Here is an 18,472-nt window from a genome sequence, read left to right on the forward strand (position 1 = left end):
GCTTTTTCGCGGCCGTGACCGGCGGTGCGACGGAAGCGTTGGTCGAAGCGGCCGTGGCGGTGTTCAGCATGCGGCACCTGAACTGTTCGTAAAGATTGGGGGCGCCCCCGCCGATGACGTACGGGGGCGCCGGGTACTCAGCGGCTTACCAGCCCAGCCATTCCGGCTTGCGCGGGACGTCGACGGTGGTCAGCTTCTCCAGCTTGATGGTGCCGGCCTTGACCAGCTCGTCCACCCCGGCGCCGGTCTCGCCCGACACCTTGGCACGGTAGATGTTGACCGCCGTCATGCCGCGGTGGTCGGTATCGGTCCAAGTCGAGGGAACGCAGACGCCCTCCAGCCCGGCGGGCACCCAGTCCTTCTTCTGGTACATCGCCTTGCGGATGTTCGGGCCGGTGACGCCGCCGTTGGCCGAGGCCCAGTCCATCGCCTCCTTCATGTAGAAGGCGGTGCAGACGCCGGCCATATAGTGCACCGGGCGGTAGGCGTTGCCCGAGGCGTCGGAGATCTTGGAGATGTCCTTCAGCGTCTTCATGCCGGGCGCGTCGCCGTTCCAGGTGACGGCGGTGCGCATCGGGAACACCACACCGTCGGCGGCCGAGCCGGCGGCCTTGGCGGCATTCTCGTCCATGCCCCAGACGTTGCCCATGAACTGCACTTTGGCGCCGACCGTCTGGCAGGCCTTCAGCACAGAGATGTTGGAGCCGGCGGTGTTGCCGAGATAGGCGTAGTTGACGCCGGACTGCTTCAGCGTCAGGCACTGGGCGGTGTAGTCGCCGGGGGTCAGGGCGAACTGCACGGCCGGCAGCACCTCGAAGCCCAGCTCCTTGGCCAGTTGCTCGCCGGCATCCTTGGGCGCGTTGGGATAGGGGTGGTTGGCGCCCATGTGGACGTATTTCGGCTTGCCCTGGCCGCCCTGCTTCTTCCAGTCCTCCGCCGCCCAGGTCAGCATGCCGCGCAGCGCGTCGGAATAGGAGGGACCGTAGAAGAAGTTGTAGGGCGCCGGCTTGGAGCCGTGCGGACCCTTGCCGGTCGGGTCGGTCAGGTGGCCGGAGTAGGAGCCGGAATAGGCCGGGATCTCGTCCTTGCCGACGAAGCCGGTCAGCGCCTCGGTGTCGGCGGTGCCCCAGCCCTGGAGCGCCGCGATCTTGTCGCTGCCCGACGACCACTTCTTGTACTGGCTGATGGCGCGCGGCGCCTGATAGCCGTAATCGACGCTGTCGACCGCCAGCTTGGTGCCGTTGATGCCGCCCTTGGAATTGATGTAGGCCAGCGCGTCCGCGACGCCCTGCGCATAGGGCACGCCGACGTCCGAGGTGGCGCCGGACTGGTCCGCCAGATGGCCGACCGGGATGTCGGCATAAGCAGTGGCGGAGGTCGCCAGCAGGAAGGCGGAGGTTGCGAAGAGCGCGGTCTTGATCGACATGGTGCGTTGACTCCCCAGTCTGTTCTGTTTGTTGATCGGCAAAAGCGTCGGCACTCAGTGCGAGAAGGGATAGAGCTTCCAGTAGGCCTTGATCTGCTTCCAGCGGTGGGCCAGCCCGTCGGGCTCGAACACCAGGAACAGGATGATGACGAGGCCGATCGACATCTCGCGCAGGAAGGCGATGTTGTCCTTCAAATTCAGCGCGGTATCGAGGGCGGTGCCGCTCACCAGCTTGGTCAGCGCCTGCATCGCCTCGGGCAGGAAGACCATGAAGGCGGTGCCCATCAGCGTGCCCATGATTGAGCCCAGCCCGCCGATGATGATCATGCCCAGGAACTGGATCGAGAAGAGGATGGTGAAGCCCTCGACCGACACGAACTGGAGGTAATGGGCATAGAGGGCGCCGCCGATGCCGGCGTAGAAGGCGGAGATGCCGAAGGACATCGTCCGGTACTTCGTCAGGTTGATGCCCATGATCTCGGCGGAGAGATAATGGTCGCGCACCGCCACCAAAGCACGGCCGTCGCGGGTCCGCATCAGGTTGGTGGCGAGGATGTACATCACCACCAGCGCCACCAGCGCCACGTAGAAGAAGCGCTCGTCGGTATCGAAGGCGAAGCCGAAGATGGTCAGCGGCTCGGCGATGGTGCCGGCGGTGCCGCCGGTGAACCAGTCGGCACGGGCGAAGAAGTCCTGAAGGATGTACTGCGCCGCCAGCGTCGCGATGGCGAGGTACAGGCCCTTCAGCCGCGCCGCCGGCATGCCGAACAAGAGGCCGACCAGCGTGGTGATCACGCCCGCCAGCGGAATGGCCAGCGCCACCGGGACGCCGACACTGTTGCTGAGCCAGGCCGAGGCGAAGGCGCCGAAGCCGAAGAAGGCGGAATGGCCGATGGAGATCTGGCCGGTGAAGCCGACCAGGATGTTCAGGCCGAGTGCCGCGATGCCGAGATAGCTGATCTGGATCAGCAGGCTGAGCCAGTAGCGGTCCATGAAGGCCGGGCAGGCCAGCAGGAGGACCACGCCCAGGATCGCAAAGTTGCGGCTGGTCCTGGTCGGGAAGATGGTGGTGTCGGACCCGTAGGACGTCTTGTAATCGCCGCTCGGGATGATGCTGACGGATGCCATGGGGGCCTCACACGCGCTCGATGTCTTTGGTGCCGAACAGGCCGTAGGGCTTGATCATCAGGATGGCGATCAGGACGTAGAAGGGTGCGATCTCGTACATGTTGCCCCAGTTCAGCCACTGGCTGTCCAGGTAGTGCGCCATGTTCTCCAGCACGCCGACGATCAGCCCGCCGACCACGGCGCCGATGACGCTGTCCAGCCCGCCGAGGATCACCGCCGGGAACACCTTGATGCCGAAGAAGGACAGAGCCGACGACACGCCGTTGACCACGCCCACCGTGACGCCGGCCACCGCCGACACCATGGCGGAGATCGCCCAGCTCATCGCGAACATGTGGCGGACCGAGATGCCCAGCGACTGCGCCACCTGCTGGTCGAAGGCGGTGGCCCGCATGGCGAGACCGGTCCGCGAGTATTTGAAGAACCAGCCGAAGCCCGCCATGATCAGGATCGAGATCAGCAGCGACATGACGTAGACGGTCTGCACCTCCAGCCCGAACAGGTTGACGGTGGGGCTGGCGAAGATCGGCGGGAAGGGCTTGGCGAAGACGCCGAACATCCACTTCATCGCCGCCTGGAAGACGATGGACAGGCCGATCGTCACCATGATGACGGAGATGATCGGCTCGCCGATCATCGGCCGCAGCACGACGATCTGCAGGATGACGCCAAAGGCCAGCATGAAGGCCAGGGTGATCGGGAAGCCGATCCAGAAGGGCAGCTGCCAGTGGGTCAGCAGCCACCAGCAGGTCCAGGCGCCGATCAGCAGGAATTCGCCCTGCGCGAAGTTGACGATGCGGCTGGCCTTGTAGATCAGCACGAAGGACATGGCGACCACGCCATACAGCGCGCCGACGATCAGGCCGTTGACGAGAAGCTGAAACAGAAGGGTCATGGCGTGGCCTCGCCGATGTGGGATCCAAATCCCCCTCCCCCCCGGGGAGAGGGTCGGGGTGAGGGGGTTGCTTGGCGAGGAGCGTCCGGCAGACGGATCCCCCTCACCCATCCTCTCCCCGGGGGGAGAGGGGCTTTTCCTGTTTGCATAGGCGTTACGCCGCAACCGGTTGCCGCGGCGCCTTGGCGGCGGCCGGGGCCAAGTCGATGACGGTCAGGGTGGTGCGGATCCGCTGCTTGGTGCCGTCCTGGAAGGCAATCGTGGTGTCCACGTCGATCTTCGGCTGGCCGGTATAGATGCTGTCGATGATGGTGCCGTACTTCTCGGCGATGACGCCGCGGCGCACCTTGCGGGTGCGGGTCAGCTCGCCGTCGTCGGCGTCCAGCTCCTTGTAGAGCAGCAGGAACTTGGAGATGCGCTGGTACTCGGGCAGCGTCTGGTTCACCCGCTCCACCTCCGCCCGCAGCAGGTCGTAGACCTCCTGCTTCGAGGACAGGTCGGAGTAGGTCGTAAACGCGATGCGGTTCTTCTCCGCCCACTTCGACACGATGGGGAAGCGGATGCAGATGATCGCCGACAGATAGTCGCGCTTGTCACCCAGGATCACCGCCTCGGCGACATACGGCGAGAATTTCAGCTTGTTCTCGATGTATTGCGGACTGAAGCGGTCGCCCTGGGCGGTGGTGGCGATGTCCTTGATGCGGTCGATGATGACCAGATGGCCCTTCTTGTCGAAGAAACCGGCGTCACCCGTGTGCATCCAGCCGTCGCGCATGTCGGCGACGGTCGCCTTCTCGTTCCGGTAATAGCCGGCGAACATGTTGGGGTGGCGGGTGACGATCTCGCCGACGCCGTTGTGGTCGGGCTCGATCACCTTGACCTCGATGCCGCTGTCGAACGGCACGCCGACCGTGTCGAAATCGACGTCGGTGCCGCGATGGACGGTGTAGGCGCCCATCGTCTCGGTCTGGCCGTAGATCTGGCGAAGCGGGACGCCGAGCGCCTGGAAGAACTTGAAGGTGTCGGGGCCGAGCGCGGCACCGCCGGTCGCCGCCGATTTCAGGTTGGTGAAGCCCAGCCGGTCGCGCAGCGCCTTGAACAGGATCGCGTCGGCCATCGCCGAGCGCTGCCCCTTCGCCAGAGCCTCCAGCCCCAGCTTCATGCCGAGATCGAACATCTTCTGCTTGAAGGGCGAGGCGTCCATCATGCGGGCGCGCACGTCGGCGGCGATCTGCTCCCACAGGCGCGGGGCGAACAGCACGAAGCTCGGCCCGATCTCACGGAAGTCGTGCATCATCGTCTCGGCTTCCTCGACGAAGTTCACGCGCATCCGCGACACCATGCCCATACCGACCGCATAGACCTGTTCCATGATCCAGGACAGCGGCAGGACCGAGACGTAATCGTCCTCCGGACCCTTGGGATCGGCGGACAGGTAGCTGGCGACATGGCGGATCAGCCGGCCGGCCGGCAGCATCGCCATCTTCGGGTTCGACGTGGTGCCGGACGTGGTGCAGAGGATGGCGACCTCCTCACCCTTGGTCGCCGCGACCATGCGGTCGTAGAGGTCCGGCTGCTGCGCATGCAGCGCCTCGCCCATCGCCACCAGTTCGGTGACCGGCATCAGGCGCGGATCATGGTATTTGCGCATGCCGCGCGGGTCGGAATAGATGATGTGCTGCAGGGTCGGCAGCCGCTCGGCGAGGTTCAGCAGCTTGTCGACCTGCTCCTCGTCCTCGGCGAACACCACCTTCACGTCGGCATAGGTGATGAGGTAGGCGACCTCCTCGTCCAGCGCGTCGCGGTAGATGCCCAGGCTGTAGCCGCGCACCGCATGGGTGGCGATCTCGCCCATCACCCAGTCGGGACGGTTGTCGCCGAGAAGCCCGACGACCTCGCCCGGCACGACGCCGAGCTTGGTCATGCCCAGCGCGAAGGCGCGGACACGGGCATGGACCTGGCTCCAGGTGAAGGTGCGCCAGATGCCGAAATCCTTCTCGCGCATGGCGATGTCGTTGCCATGCTCACGGGCATGCAGGGCCAGCAGCTTCGGCAGGGTGTCGTTGACGGCCAGATCGGGAAGCGTGTTGGTCGTCATCACGCAACCTCCTTGCGCGGCTGGACCGCCGTCGCCGGCGCCTCCTCCTCGTCGTCCTCGCCCAGATAGGCGCGTCGGACACGGGGATCGGCCAGGACCTCCTCCGGCTTGCCTTCGGCGATCTTCTTGCCGAATTCCAGCACCATCACCCGGTGCGAGATGTCCATGACCACGCCCATGTCGTGTTCGATCATGACCACGGTCATGCCGAACTCCTCGTTGAGGTCGACGATGTAGCGGGCCATGTCCTCCTTCTCTTCGAGGTTCATGCCGGCCATCGGCTCGTCCAGCAGGATCAGGTCGGGCTTCAACGCGATGGCACGGGCCAGCTCCACCCGCTTGCGCAGGCCGTAGGACAACGTGCCGGCGGTCGCCTTGCGCACATGCTGGATTTCGAGGAAGTCGATGATCTCCTCCACCTCGCGGCGGTGGGACAGCTCCTCTTTCCTGGCGCCGGTCAGCCAGTAGAGCGACCCGGTCAGGAAGTTGTTCTTCAGCAGATGGTGGCGGCCGACCATGATGTTGTCGAGCACGGTCATGTGCCCGAACAGCGCCAGATTCTGGAAGGTGCGGCCGATGCCGAGGGCGGCGCGGTGGTTCGGGGTCATCCCCGTCACGTCGCGGCCCTTGAAATAGACCTTGCCGTCGGTCGGCCGGTAGCGGCCGGAGATGCAGTTGACCATCGAGGTCTTGCCGGCCCCGTTGGGACCGATGATCGAGAACAACTCGCCCTTACGGATGCCGAAACTGACGTCGGTCAGCGCATGGACGCCCCCGAAGCGCAGATTGACGCCCCGAGCCTCGAAGATGGTCTCCGCCTGGGTGGTGGGCGACTTTTGGCCAGGGGAATTCTGGCCAGGGCCGGGGTGTGGTGCGACGGGCGCGCCTGACATTTCCTCCTCCGTTGCTGTTGGTACCGCTTCTCGGGGTCACGATCCGGCTCTTTGGTGGCCGGCGGGGTCCATATTGTGGACCGTTTCATGAGCAACTTCCTCACTATATACCGGGGTGCGGTCTGTTTTCAACACTGACATTCCGCCACTGCATGTTTTTTGTTGCGGCAAGCGGCCTTACGGTCCATATGATGGACCTCATGAGCAGTCACGCCGACATCGTCCCCGCTCCAGCCACTCCCCCCTCCACTCCGGGCGCGGCGGGCGGTACCCAAAGCCTGGAGCGCGCCATCGCGCTGCTGCGCGCGGTCGCCGACGCCGAAACCGACGGGGCGCGGCTGGCCGATTTGATGACGGGGGTCGGGCTGTCGAAGGCCACCGCGCACCGGCTGCTGATGGCGCTGGCGCGCGACGGGCTGGTCGAGCAGGATGGTCGCAGCAAGCGCTATCACCTGGGTCCCGACCTGATGGCGCTGGGCGATCTGGCGGCGCTGCGCCACCGTCCGCCGGCACCGCCGCCTCCCCCTGCCCCGCCCCAGCCGCCGGAGACCGCGGCACCGGTGGCCGTGCAGCCCTCACCGCCCGTGCTGATGGTGAGGCCGTCGGCCTTCCTGCGGCCGGAATACCGCGGCGACTCCATCGCGCTGGCGACATTGCTGTGCGACCGCCATGTCCGTGCCGCCGACGGCGCGCGGGCGGCGCTGCTGCATGAAAGCGTCGCCGGACAGACGACGGAGCTGAGTTTCGCCCGGCTGGCCCGGGATTCGGCGCGCTTCGCCACCGTGCTGGCCGGCATGGGGGTGGGACCGGGCGACCGGGTGGCGGTCCTGCTGCCGAAGGGGCCGGAACTGCTGATCACCGCGCTGGCGATCTGGCGGCTGGGCGGTGTCTACATGCCGCTGTTCACCACCTACACCGCCTCGGCCGTCGCCTACCGGCTGGCCGACAGCGACGCGCGGGCCATCGTCACCAACGGCTTCCTGCGCCGCAAGGTGCCGCGCGACAACACCCGCCCGGTGGTGACGGTGGAGGGCGACGAGGCCTTCGGCCCCGACGCCGTGCCCTTCTGGTCGTCGCTGCACGAGGCCGCGCCGCTGGCCGAGGTGGCGCGTTACCGCGAAGGCGACGCCTTCGCCCTGATCTACACCTCGGAATCCGAGCCGACGCCGCTCGGCGTCTCGCTGCCGGTCAAGGCGCTGTCGGGGATCGAACAGTACATGCGCATCGGCCTCGACCTGCGCGACGACGACATCTACTGGAACATGGCCGATCCCGGCTGGGCCTATGGCGCCTATTACGGGCTGGTCGGGCCGCTGCTGCTCGGACGGACGACGATCTTCTGCGACGGGCCGTACGATGTGCGGCAGGGCTACCGCATGCTGACCAAGTTCGGCGTCACCAACCTGACCGCCGCCCCGTCGCAGATCCGCGCCTGGCACGGCGCCGACCCCGGCGTGTCGCATCAGACCGCGCTGCGCATCCTGTCGGTGGTGGGCGAGCCGCTGCCGCCCGACCTGATCGCCTGGGCCAACCGGACGGTGAAGGTTCCCCTGCTCGACCAGTATGGTCAGCGCGAGACCGGCATCTTCATCGTGAACCGCTACGATCCCGACGGCATCGGCCGCCACGAGTCCGAAGGACCGGACGGTGCGGATGCGGTCCAGCCGGCAAGCGGCTCGCTCGGCCGGCCGATGCCGGGCTTCCGCGTCGTCATCCTCGACCCAGACGGGCGGGAGGCGCCGGTGGGTGGTGCCGGCGAGATCGCGATCGACGTCGACCACTCGCCGCTGTTCTGGTTCGAATCCTACGCCAACAACCCGGACCGCACCGCCCAACGCTTCCGCCACGGCCGACGCTACTACCTGACCGGCGACCGGGCTTTCCTGGACGGCGACGGCAACATCCATTACCGCGGCCGGGCATCCGACGCGATCCAGATGCAGCAGGGCGAATAGTCACGGCCCCCTCTTTTCGGGTATAGAACGCGTTCGGGACTGCGGCTGCGGCAATGGGAAGAGCGCGAAGGACGGGTATGGAATCCAAGACGAAGAACCGCGAATCCTGGCTGGCGGCCGCCTTCGCGGCGCTGGCCGAAGGCGGCGTCGACAAGGTTCGGGTTGAGGTGCTGGCGAAGGCCCTGAAGGTCACCAAGGGCAGCTTCTACTGGCATTTCCGCGACCGCACCGAGCTGATGAGCGCCCTGCTGGACAGCTGGAAGCTGGGCCGCATCGCCGCGATCAAGGAACAGACCCGGCTGGACGGGCGCGAACCGGCGCAGCAGCTGCGCGACCTGCTGGCGCTCTATGGCGGCAACAAGCCGCGCGGCATGGCGATCGAGCTGGCGGTGCGTGACTGGGCCCGGCGCGCGCCGGAGGCGGAAGGCGTCATCGCCGAGGTCGACCGCGAACGCCTGCACAGCGTCGCCGGCCTGTTCGTGGCGCTCGGCCTGCCCGCCGACCAGGCCTTCGCCCGCGCCTACCTGTTCTACGCCTTCGCCTTCGGCCAGGGCCTGCTCGCCCCCGGCGCCGCGGCCGACAGGGCCGAGGTGGTGCGGGCGATCTGCGCCGACGTGCTGGTGCCGGCGGCGCAGCCGCAATCCTGAGCGGTCACGGCATGTAGGCCAGCCGCAGATTGCCCCAATGGCGGCCGCGCACCATGATCGGCGCATCGACCTCCTTCAGGCGGACCATCTGGCCGCCGCCCATGTCGCGGCGATAGGCCTGCAATAGGAACGACCGGGTGTTGCGCGCCGCGGCAAGGCCGGAGCGGTCGGCGAAGACACGGCGGTTGCGGCAGTGGGCGGCATTCCAGACCGCGTCGCCCGGCCGCTGCGGATCGGAATAGCGGCTGTTGTGGGTCGGCAGGTAGCCGACGACGTTGACCGCCGCACAGAACTGGATGCGCGGGTTGGAGGCAAGGATCGGCTCCTGGATCGCCGGGAACAGGCGGTCGGTCAGGTCGGTGAAGGGGGCGAGGCACTGCTCCGGCTCCGTGCCGGGAATGGTGGACAGCTCGGTCGAGAACAGGGCCTCCTCGCCGATGCCGCCGTTGGCAAGCGCCCCCTCCAATGCCTTGCCCAGGGCCGCCGCGGCGTCCTGTGCGGTGGCGATGATGGCGGAATCGGCCTCGACCATCGCGTTGTAGAGGCTTTCCAGACGGCTGTTCTGGGCGTCCGACAGGTCGTCCAAGGCCAGATGCAGGCCGAGATCGCTGGTTCCGGCGACGATGGCCGGCAGATCGCCGATATCGCGCAGGGTCACGGTCACTTGTGTCTGCTCGGGCAGCTCCGGCAGCCCCTTGCTGTCGATCAGCAGCCCGTCCAGCGACAGATCCAGCATGGTGACGGTGCGGCGGTCGCCCGCCACGGTCATGGCGATCGGCTCCTCGCACGGGATGCGGTTGGAGATGCGACGGTCGCCCGCCACAGACTGGCGCAGCGCGATGACCAGCCGGCGCTTGAGGTCGGCCACCGCGCCCTGGGTGTCGGTCATGCGGCGGTTGACGTCGGTGGCGATGCCGGTGATCTCGTCGGTCTGGTCGCGGATCCGCAGCACGCTGCCCGACACCTGGGAGGCGCCGCCGGCGGAGTTGGTGGCGCTGCGCCCGATCTCGGCATTGGCGGCGGACTGCTCCTCCACCGCGGCGGCGGTGGCGGTGGCCGCCTCGTCGATCTCCTCGATCACCGAGATGACGGTCTGGATGGCCTGGACGCTGCCGCCGACCGCATGCTTCAGCTGGTCGATCTGGCGGGCGATGTCCTCGGTCGCCCTGGCGGTCTGGTTGGCCAGCGTCTTGACCTCGCTAGCGACGACGGCGAAGCCCTTGCCGGCCTCCCCCGCCCTGGCGGCTTCGATGGTGGCGTTCAGCGCCAGCAGGTTGGTCTGGCCGGCGATCTCGTTGATGAGGGTGGCGACCTTGGCGATCTCCTCCGTCGCGATCTCCATCCGGCCGATGGCGGAGGCGGAGCCGCGGGCGCTGTCCACCGCACGCCGCGCCACCTCGCTGGAGCGCGCCGCCTGCCGGGCGATTTCCTGCCCGGAGGAATTCAGCTCCTCCGTCGCGGCGGCGACCGACTGCGCGTTGGAACTGGCCTGCTCCGACGCGGCCGACACCACCACGGTGTTCTCGCGCACAACGCCGAGCGCCTCCATCAGATGCTCGATGCCGTCGCCGGCCCGCCGGCTCGCCAGTTCCACACCCATCCAGGTGGAATCCAGGTCGCCTTCGATGGATTTGCAGGTTTCCAACAGGGCTTGGCGGGTCAGCGCCTTCTGGCGCAACTCGGTCTCATGCTTCTCGTGGATGCCGTAGGCCAGCTTCGCCTTCATCGCGTTCAGCTCCGATGCCACGCGCCGGAATTCCGGCACGCCGATGGCTTCAGCCGGGCTGACGAAATCTCCACGGGAAATGCGGGCGAACGTCCTTTCAAAAGATTTCAGCGGCCTCCGGAAGGTCAGAAGCAGCCCCCAGGAGATCAGCCCGGACGCGACCGCCAGAGCGGAAACGATTGCCGCCGTCTCCATGAACCGATCAGAGAAGTCACTCTGCGCCTCCGAAACCTCTTGCCCGGCGCTTTTCATCTGGAAGTTCAGCAGGTCACGGTTCGCTTCGAAGGCCGCTGCGAACAGCGGCGTGACGACCGTCCGGACATCACGTTCGACCGCAAGCGAATCGCCGTCCTTGATATGCTCCATCGTCGGCCGCAGTCCGTCCTTCACGTATTTCGTGCGCAGTTCGAAGAAACGGTCGGCCAACACCCGTTCTTCGGGCAGTTTCGGCAAGGCGCTGTATTCGGCCCAGACCGCCGTGATGGCCGCGATGTTGCCTTCGATCCGGGACAGCAGATCCTTGATCACCGCCGGTTGGGCGCCATCCCGCACCTCAATGATCAGGCTGGTTATGATCTGCCGGTTGTCTGCCATACGGGTCAGGATATCGTTGCTAATCCTGGCGGCAGCCAGACGTTGGCTGTACACGCGCGTCAGGGCGTCGTTCGATGCCGACATGCCCTCCAGCCCCAAGCCACCCACGAAGATCATCGCCGCTATCAGCAGAACGAAAGCACCAAGCAGCCGCCCGGTCATGCTTGTCCATGCAGAATCCAGCCAGCGACGCGGCCCCTTCCGGTACAGTCCGCCACCACGGAGTTCCACGGCCGCCCGGTTGTCGCGCATCTCCGCATACAGCCTGTCGGCCGCCGCGACCTCGTCCCGAGACGGCTTGGAGCGGATCGAGATGAAGCCGGTGATGGCGCCGTCCTCCATCACCGGCGTGACGTTGGCGCGCACCCAATAGAAGTCGCCGCTCTTGGTGCGGTTCTTCACCAGCCCTTCCCAGGGCCGCCCCGCCTTCGCCGTCGCCCACAGATCGGCGAAGGCCTCCTTCGGCATGTGGGGGTGGCGGACAATGTTGTGCGGGGCGCCGATCAGCTCATGCTCGTCAAAGCCGCTGATCTCGACGAAAGCCTGGTTCACAAAGGTGATGCGCCCGCCGGTGTCGGTGCGCGACACCAGAGGAACCCCGTCGGTCAGATGAACTTCTCGGTCGGTGATCGGTGTGTTGACGCGCATGTCGCGGTTCCGCTCCAGCCATAGCCTCGAACAAGTCGGTCGGGCATGGTGGCGAACCGATAGCAGCAGCATGAAAGCATCGGTCGGCCTCCAGGACCGGAGCTTGCGCTGCAAGCGGCATGCCGCATCATTTTGTCGGTAAGCGAACAAACTCCGCGTTTGAGCACAACGGCAACGCGAAATCGAATGGCATCGCTCGTTGCAAAATGCCTCCGGAAAAGCGGACTGGTCCCAAAGTATTATGCAATTTGGAAAAAGCTATATGGTCTGACCGTTCAGCCGCGCAACGGCCCGTTGGACAGCCCGTCCAGCGGGATGGCGGTGACGCTCTTCACCTCTTCCATCACCGCATAGGTGTGGGTTTCGCGCACGCCGCGGGCGGTGGACAGCAGTTCGCCCAGGAACAGGCGGTATTCGTTCATGTCGCGCACGCGGGCCTTGACGAGATAATCGAAGCCGCCCGCCACCATGTGGCATTCCATGATCTGCGGCATGCGCAGGACGGTGGCCTTGAAGTCGTCGAAATTGTCCGGCGTGGTACGGTCCAGCACCACCTCGACGAAGACCAGCATCCCCGCCTCCAGCCGATGCGGGTCGAGCAGCGCGACATAGCGCTGGATGATGCCCTCGGATTGCAGGCGCTTCACCCGCTCCAGGCAGGCGGCCGGGCTGAGGTTGATGCGGCGGGCCAGCTCGACATTGCTGAGGCGTCCGTCATCCTGCAACTCGCGCAGGATCTTGATATCGGTGGAATCGAGGCTGCGGTCCATCGGCGGCTCGGAATGCTGTTCGGCTGGCGGCCCCGATCCTAGCGGAAAAATCGGCGCCAAGCCATGCCGGACCATAGCCACAGCGGCTGGACCCATCCGGCCTCCGAAGCCTGTTTGCCGGCAGCGTGGCCGTTCACGCCGCCAGCGGCAGGGTCACCGTCATACGCAGGCCGCCGGTCGGACGGTTTTCGGCCCGCACACGGCCGCCGAAGGCTTCGATGTTGCGCCGGACGATCCACAGGCCGATGCCGAAATGCGCCGCCCCGGCCTGATGCGCCGCCGCCTCGTCCTCCGGCATGCCGCGGCCGGGTTCGCGGTGGGAGAAGTAGCGCTCGAAGATGCGCTCCAAATTGGCGGGATCGACCCCCGGCCCCTCGTCGTCCACCACAAGCTCGGTGCAGGACCCGACGCGGGTCAGGCGGACGCTGACCGTCCCGTCGGCGGGCGAGAAGCTGACGGCGTTCTCCACCAGATTCTCGACGATGGTTTCCAGCGTCTCCTCGCTGGCCCGCACCACCAGCCCGGCATCGATGCGCGAGCGCATGTGCAGGCGGCGTTCGGCCAGCAGCCCGGTGTAGCCGCCGGCCATCCGTTCCACCAGCGATGACAGGTCGACGCGGCGCCGTGCCGGGGCCAGCAGGTCGGCCGCCGCCTCGTCCATGCGGCGGGCGAAGGAGACGAGGCCGTCGAGCTTGTCCAGCGACTTCTCGATCATCGTCAGGGCGCGCTGGCTGCGGGCGTTCTCCGCCGGCAGGGCGCGGCGCAGCGGTTCCACCGACTGGCGGATCACGGCGATCGGCGTCTTGAAGGCGTGGGCGTTGTCCTCCGCCGCGCGGCGCAGCGACTGGGCGCTGTCGCGCAGGGTGGAGACCAGCCGGTCGAAATCCTCTGCCACGCCGGCCAGTTCCGGCACGGTGTTGCGGGCAGCGAAGGAGGCGTTGCCGCTGTCCTGGTCGGGCACGTCCTCGCCGCCGACGATGCGGCGGGCCAGGTCGCCGAAGCGGTTCAGGTTGCGCCAGATGCCGGCCAGCACGGCCAGCACCAGGGCGGCCATCGCCAGATAGATCGCCGCGGCAGCCTGCACCGCCGGCGTGCTCCAATAGGGGCGGCCGATGGAGGAGGAGATGTAGGCTTCGGTCGCGTGGCTGGTCACCAGCGCCCAGCAGCCGAAGCTGGTCTTGATTGGGGTGATCGAGGACAGCACCTCCTCCCCGCCTTCGGCATGGGGGACGCGCATCGCCAGCGTCGCGTTGCCGGCGCAGCTCGATCCCAGCCGGTCCAGCACGCCCTGTTCGAGCAACAGGCGCCGTTCGGCGTCGATGTCGGCGGTCGACAGGCTGGGCGCCGCGGCGACGTAGAAGAAGGGTTCCGGCCCGGCCTTGGCGCCGGACGCGGTGGTGGCGTTGCCGGTGGCCGCCACCCGCGGGCGTACCAGCAGCTTCAGCCGCGTGCGGTCGTCGCCGTAGCGGGCAAGGGCGATGCTCAGGCTGGGAAGGGCCGTGCGGTCGACGCCCAGCAGTTCGGGTTCCAGCGCGCGGGCGATCAGTTCGCCCTGGCGCTGGGCGCTTTTCAGCAGAAGCTGCTGCGACGCCTCGTCGGCCCGCTGGAACTGGTCGTAGAGCAGGACCGGCACGGCGACAAAGACGAGGGTGAGCAGCAGCAGGCGGCTCGCCATCGAGCGCCAGAGCCACAGCAGGCGGGCGGACGCCCGTCGGGGCGCCCGCATCGCAAGGTCAATCGGCAGCAGCGCCATCGATCAGCATATCCTCGCCCATACCGTCTTCGTCACGGCCCTGGTTGGCCGCGTTCTCGCCCTTGCCCCAGCGGTAGCCGAAGCCCGGATAGTTCTCGATGCAGGCGAAGCTGGCGTCGACCGAGCGGAACTTCTGGCGGATGCGCTTGATAAAGGCACGAACGTTGGCGCGGTAGCCCGACGGGCCGTAGCCGGCGACGAAGCCCTTGCCGTGGACGAGGTCGTAGATCTCGCGATAGGAGACGTCCTCTTCCGGGCGGGTCGACATCAGCTTGACGATGTTGAACTCGGTCAGCGTCAGGTCGATGCGCTTACCCTTCCAGAGGGCGCGGCTGTTGTCCAGGCGCAGCTCCAACTCGCCCAGGCGGTGGCTGGTGGCGTTGCCGCCGGCCTCCGCATCCTCCGAGCCCTTGGCGCCGTCGCCCTTGATGCCGTCCAGGATCAGGCGCATGCGCTTCAGCAGGATCGACAGGCTGCGCGACTTCTCCACGAAGTCCAGCGCACCGCCGGCCAGCGCGGCCTCTTCATAAATCTGGTCGGACAGCACGGTCAGGAAGATGACCGGGGTGGCGATGCCGCGGGCGCGCATCTGGCGCAGCACGTCGATGCCGTCCAGCTTGGGCATGCGCCAGTCCAGCAGGACGATGTCGACCGACCCGCCCTCGGCGAAGAAATCGAGCGCCGGTTCGCCGCGGTCGAAGGTGATGACCTCGTAGCCCTCGTCGCCGAGGTTGAGGCTGAGCGACTCACGGAACAGGTCGTCGTCGTCCACCAGAGCGATGCGGGCAATGGTCGGATCGGTCATCGCGGACATTCCCTTGTTCGACTCCGGCTTACTGAAACCCGGGGCGGACAGGGCGCCCTGCGTCAGCTTGAGCGAGGAGTTGGGCGAAGCATCGGTGGTCGGCGTCAGGGACATTTTGGCTGCTCTTCATGTCGTAGGAGAGGGCGCGGAAGTCCTGGGACGAGGTCATATCCATGAAGAAGAAGACCTTGAGGGTACAATCGCCCTTGGCATACCGCCAGATCTTGGCGGGAGGCGCCTCTTCCCGTGCAACGGGGGACCCCAGGAGTTTGAGAGTCTGGACTTCGTCCAGCCCGACAAGGCTGTCGGGGTCGGCGTTGGTGGTTGCGGGCGGGGTGGACATGCCCCCCATGGCCGGCACCGCGGCGGCGTTCGCCGTGGCGGTCGCCGCTTGGGGAGCGGTATCGGGTGCGATGGCCGCCAGATGGGTGGAGGCCTGGGTGGAAGACTGGGCGGTCGCCAGATCGCCGGTGGTGACCGGCGGGCCGGGCTGCGGCATCGGCAGGGCCGGCGCCAGCGCGGCGGCGTCGGGAACCTTGCGGGCCGGCTTCTGCCTGGGCACCGGCGGGGTTGCCGCACGGGCGTTCGGGTTGGCCGAGGTTACATCCGCCCCACCCCATCCCGGCCCGGCCGTGTTGGCCGGACAACCGGCCAGCAGCAGGACCGCGACCAGCAGGCCCGCATGTCGGCCCCGGCCGGCGGCGTAGGCGCCGAACTGCGCCACATCGCGGAGGACTGCCGGCACGGTCATGGGGGCGGGCCTTTCAAATCCAGGAGGAACGGACATAACGGCATTAACACGGGACGAACCATTTCCATCTAGCCTGGAAGTCAACTTCGCGTGCTGGTTGGAGTTGGCCGCGTCTGATGTCCCTAAACTCAATCCAGTCTGGTTAATGGCGCGTTAAAGCCACAGCCTGTACCCCCATTTTGCGAAAGCGCATCAATATTTTTTGAAGTTTCGTTTGATTTTCGAGTGAATCCACGGGGGATCTCGAGGCTCTTTGCTCAAAAGTGGTATGAAAACCGGTCAAATCCATTGCTCGCCAACCGCTTCGTTGAAGATGTGCGGGGCGACAGGACGTGACAGAAATGAGGCGGGAGGATGGCCGGAACGGGTCGGGATCGTGGAGATTGCCCAAAAAACAATCGGCACAAAAACAATCGGCGGCGGAGCCACCCGGGTATGGCTCCACCGCCGTTCAGCCGGACGGGCAACAGGTCATGTAGCGGCGCGCGCGAAGCGGCCGTGGGTCGTTGCCACTCGAACTCCAGCCGTGGTTCCGGCCGGCCGTCAGGCCGGTCGGCGTCGTGGGAACGCTGCTTTTTCGGCACCATCCTTCACGAAAATCATGATGCGCCGGGCAGGCCGCAGGGTCAAGTTTGTAGTACGTACAATTTAGGATGCCGCATATCCGGACGATGGGGAGACGCGCTGTTCCAGCCATCCCACGAACTGCTTTGCTCCGGCCAGAGCCAAAACGGCCCGATCCACCGGCACCTCAGCATCGGGCCCGGCCTCGTAATCGGCAACGGCCTTGAGGTTGTAGGCTTGCGACAGGAAGCGGCGCAGGTCGGCGGGAACGCGGGATTGCCCCTGGTCAGCCGGCTGAACTCGGCCTGTACGCCCTGATGGGACTTGGCGATCCGCCCCGTGCTTTCGAAAATCAGTGCCTGGGCGGCATGGAAAGCCGCGAGATAGGCATTGCGTCCCGCATCGTTGCCCAGTTCGACGCTCAGGTTCACCCGCGCGTACTCCAGACAGCGACGTGCCTTTTCGAGATAGCCCGCTGCCTCAGGCGTCACAGAATCTCGTCCTTCACAGCGGATCTCATGCATCAGGGGGGAGCGCTCGGCATAGGCATCGACACGGTAGGGCATGGCATGGATCACCGCACCGGTCTCGTCCAGCAAGTCCGCGGCAACCCCGGCGATGCGGTCGGATTCCTCCCAGCGGTCGGTCAGGTCGGACAGAAACACCGCGACGTCATAGTCGGAGTCAGGCCGGGCGTCGCCCCGCGCCCGCGACCCGAACAGCACGACACGGGCCAGCCTTGGTCCATAAAGCCGGGTCAGATCGGCCCGAAAGCGGGCGAGTATGGGATCCGTCGCTGCCATGCTTGAGAGGATAGCACCGAACGATGACCATTCCAGGCGGATTGCGGGCCCCCCTAAATACGAAAGGGCCGCGCCCCCTGCCGGAGACGCGGCCCTTCGTTGCCGAAGGTTCCCTCACGCACAACCACGAGCGCGGGCCACCTTCGATGCGGTGGGGCGGCCGATGGCGTCGCTGATGAACGCACCGGCCGCGATCAGCTTGTCCAGATCGACCCCGGTCTCGATGCCGAGGCCGTCCAGCATGTAGAGCACATCCTCGCTCGCCACGTTGCCGCTGGCGCCTTTGGCATAGGGGCAGCCGCCCAGCCCCGCGACGGAGCTGTCGACCACCGCCACGCCCATCTGGAGCGCCGCCAGGATGTTGGCCAGCGCCTGCCCGTAGGTGTCGTGGAAATGGACGGCGATCTTGTCGACCGGCACCCGCTCCGCCACCGCGGCGATCATCGCTTGAGCCTTGGTCGGCGTGCCGGTGCCGATGGTGTCGCCGAGCGAGATCTCGTAGCAGCCCATGGCGAACAGGCGCTCCGCCACCTCGGCCACCGCCTTGGGCGCGATCTCCCCCTCATAGGGGCAACCGAGCACGCAGGACACGTAGCCGCGCACCGGCACGCCCGCCGCCCTGGCCTGCTCCATCACGGGAGCGAAGCGGTCCAGGCTCTCGGCGATGGAGCAGTTGATGTTCTTCTGGCTGAAGCTTTCCGAGGCGGCGCCGAACACCGCCACCTCGTCAGCCTTGGCCGCCAAGGCACCCTCCAGCCCCTTCACGTTGGGGGTGAGGGCGGCATAGCGCACGCCGGGCTTCCGCGCGATGCCGGCCAGCACCTCGGCGCTGTCGCCCATCTGCGGCACCCATTTGGGCGAGACGAAGCTGGCCGCCTCCACCACGGCGAGGCCGGCGCCGGACAGGCGGTTGACGAGTTCCACCTTCACCGCGGTCGGCACCATGGACTTTTCGTTCTGGAGGCCGTCGCGCGGGCCGACCTCCACCATGCGGACGAATTTCGGAAGTTGCATGG

General features: G+C 66.7%; 14 protein-coding genes. 2 read left to right on the forward strand and 12 right to left on the reverse strand.

The features are described 5' to 3' along the window. Window positions 1-145: 145 nt before the first annotated feature. The 5 genes from ACWPN3_RS04040 to ACWPN3_RS04060 form a co-directional block, all read right to left on the reverse strand. Window positions 146-1,426, reverse strand: coding sequence for an ABC transporter substrate-binding protein (locus ACWPN3_RS04040; RefSeq protein ID WP_109447556.1), 1,281 nt, complete (start codon window positions 1,424-1,426; stop codon window positions 146-148). A gap of 54 nt (window positions 1,427-1,480) precedes the next feature. After that, window positions 1,481-2,554 carry a branched-chain amino acid ABC transporter permease gene (locus ACWPN3_RS04045; protein WP_109447554.1) on the reverse strand — a complete coding sequence of 358 codons (1,074 nt, stop codon included), beginning with the start codon at window positions 2,552-2,554 and terminating at the stop codon, window positions 1,481-1,483. Between the two features lie 7 nt (window positions 2,555-2,561). Further along, entirely contained in the window at window positions 2,562-3,449 is an 888-nt protein-coding gene (locus tag ACWPN3_RS04050) for a branched-chain amino acid ABC transporter permease (protein WP_109447552.1), read from the reverse strand. A gap of 154 nt (window positions 3,450-3,603) precedes the next feature. Beyond that, entirely contained in the window at window positions 3,604-5,547 is a 1,944-nt protein-coding gene (locus ACWPN3_RS04055; protein ID WP_492242463.1) for a long-chain fatty acid--CoA ligase, read from the reverse strand. Then, window positions 5,547-6,440: an ABC transporter ATP-binding protein gene (locus tag ACWPN3_RS04060; protein WP_423315604.1), complete on the reverse strand. Its 894-nt coding sequence runs from the start codon at window positions 6,438-6,440 to the stop codon at window positions 5,547-5,549. Before ACWPN3_RS04060 ends, ACWPN3_RS04055 begins: the two co-directional genes overlap by 1 nt. Window positions 6,441-6,640: 200 nt before the next feature. On the opposite strand from ACWPN3_RS04060, the gene ACWPN3_RS04065 reads away from it, so the two are divergent. Next, entirely contained in the window at window positions 6,641-8,395 is a 1,755-nt protein-coding gene (locus ACWPN3_RS04065; RefSeq protein ID WP_109452842.1) for an AMP-binding protein, read from the forward strand. A gap of 77 nt (window positions 8,396-8,472) precedes the next feature. Then, window positions 8,473-9,042 carry a TetR/AcrR family transcriptional regulator gene (locus tag ACWPN3_RS04070; protein WP_109447548.1) on the forward strand — a complete coding sequence of 190 codons (570 nt, stop codon included), beginning with the start codon at window positions 8,473-8,475 and terminating at the stop codon, window positions 9,040-9,042. A gap of 4 nt (window positions 9,043-9,046) precedes the next feature. Here the strand turns inward: ACWPN3_RS04070 and ACWPN3_RS04075 are convergent, their stop codons facing one another. From ACWPN3_RS04075 to ACWPN3_RS04105, 7 genes are all read right to left on the reverse strand, one after another. After that, window positions 9,047-12,010, reverse strand: a complete 2,964-nt coding sequence (locus ACWPN3_RS04075) for a methyl-accepting chemotaxis protein (protein WP_492242462.1) — start codon at window positions 12,008-12,010, stop codon at window positions 9,047-9,049. Between the two features lie 275 nt (window positions 12,011-12,285). Further along, window positions 12,286-12,780: an Lrp/AsnC ligand binding domain-containing protein gene (locus tag ACWPN3_RS04080; RefSeq protein WP_098737064.1), complete on the reverse strand. Its 495-nt coding sequence runs from the start codon at window positions 12,778-12,780 to the stop codon at window positions 12,286-12,288. A 133-nt stretch (window positions 12,781-12,913) separates the two neighbouring features. Beyond that, on the reverse strand, window positions 12,914-14,533 hold the full coding sequence (locus tag ACWPN3_RS04085; protein WP_492242461.1) for a sensor histidine kinase: 1,620 nt from the start codon (window positions 14,531-14,533) through the stop codon (window positions 12,914-12,916). Continuing rightward, a complete protein-coding gene (locus ACWPN3_RS04090; RefSeq protein ID WP_109452840.1) occupies window positions 14,514-15,338 on the reverse strand; it encodes a response regulator transcription factor in 825 nt (274 codons plus the stop codon). The genes ACWPN3_RS04085 and ACWPN3_RS04090 overlap by 20 nt, the downstream gene beginning before the upstream one ends. A gap of 28 nt (window positions 15,339-15,366) precedes the next feature. Then, entirely contained in the window at window positions 15,367-16,089 is a 723-nt protein-coding gene (locus ACWPN3_RS04095) for a hypothetical protein (protein WP_109447542.1), read from the reverse strand. Between the two features lie 626 nt (window positions 16,090-16,715). Then, window positions 16,716-17,456, reverse strand: a complete 741-nt coding sequence (locus ACWPN3_RS04100) for a nucleotidyltransferase domain-containing protein (RefSeq protein WP_492261113.1) — start codon at window positions 17,454-17,456, stop codon at window positions 16,716-16,718. 114 nt (window positions 17,457-17,570) lie between these two features. Next, complete coding sequence (locus tag ACWPN3_RS04105) at window positions 17,571-18,470, reverse strand: hydroxymethylglutaryl-CoA lyase (RefSeq protein WP_492242459.1); 900 nt, start codon at window positions 18,468-18,470, stop codon at window positions 17,571-17,573. Window positions 18,471-18,472 lie beyond the last annotated feature (2 nt).

The sequence above is a fragment of the Azospirillum sp. UENF 111221 genome (genome assembly GCF_058780625.1).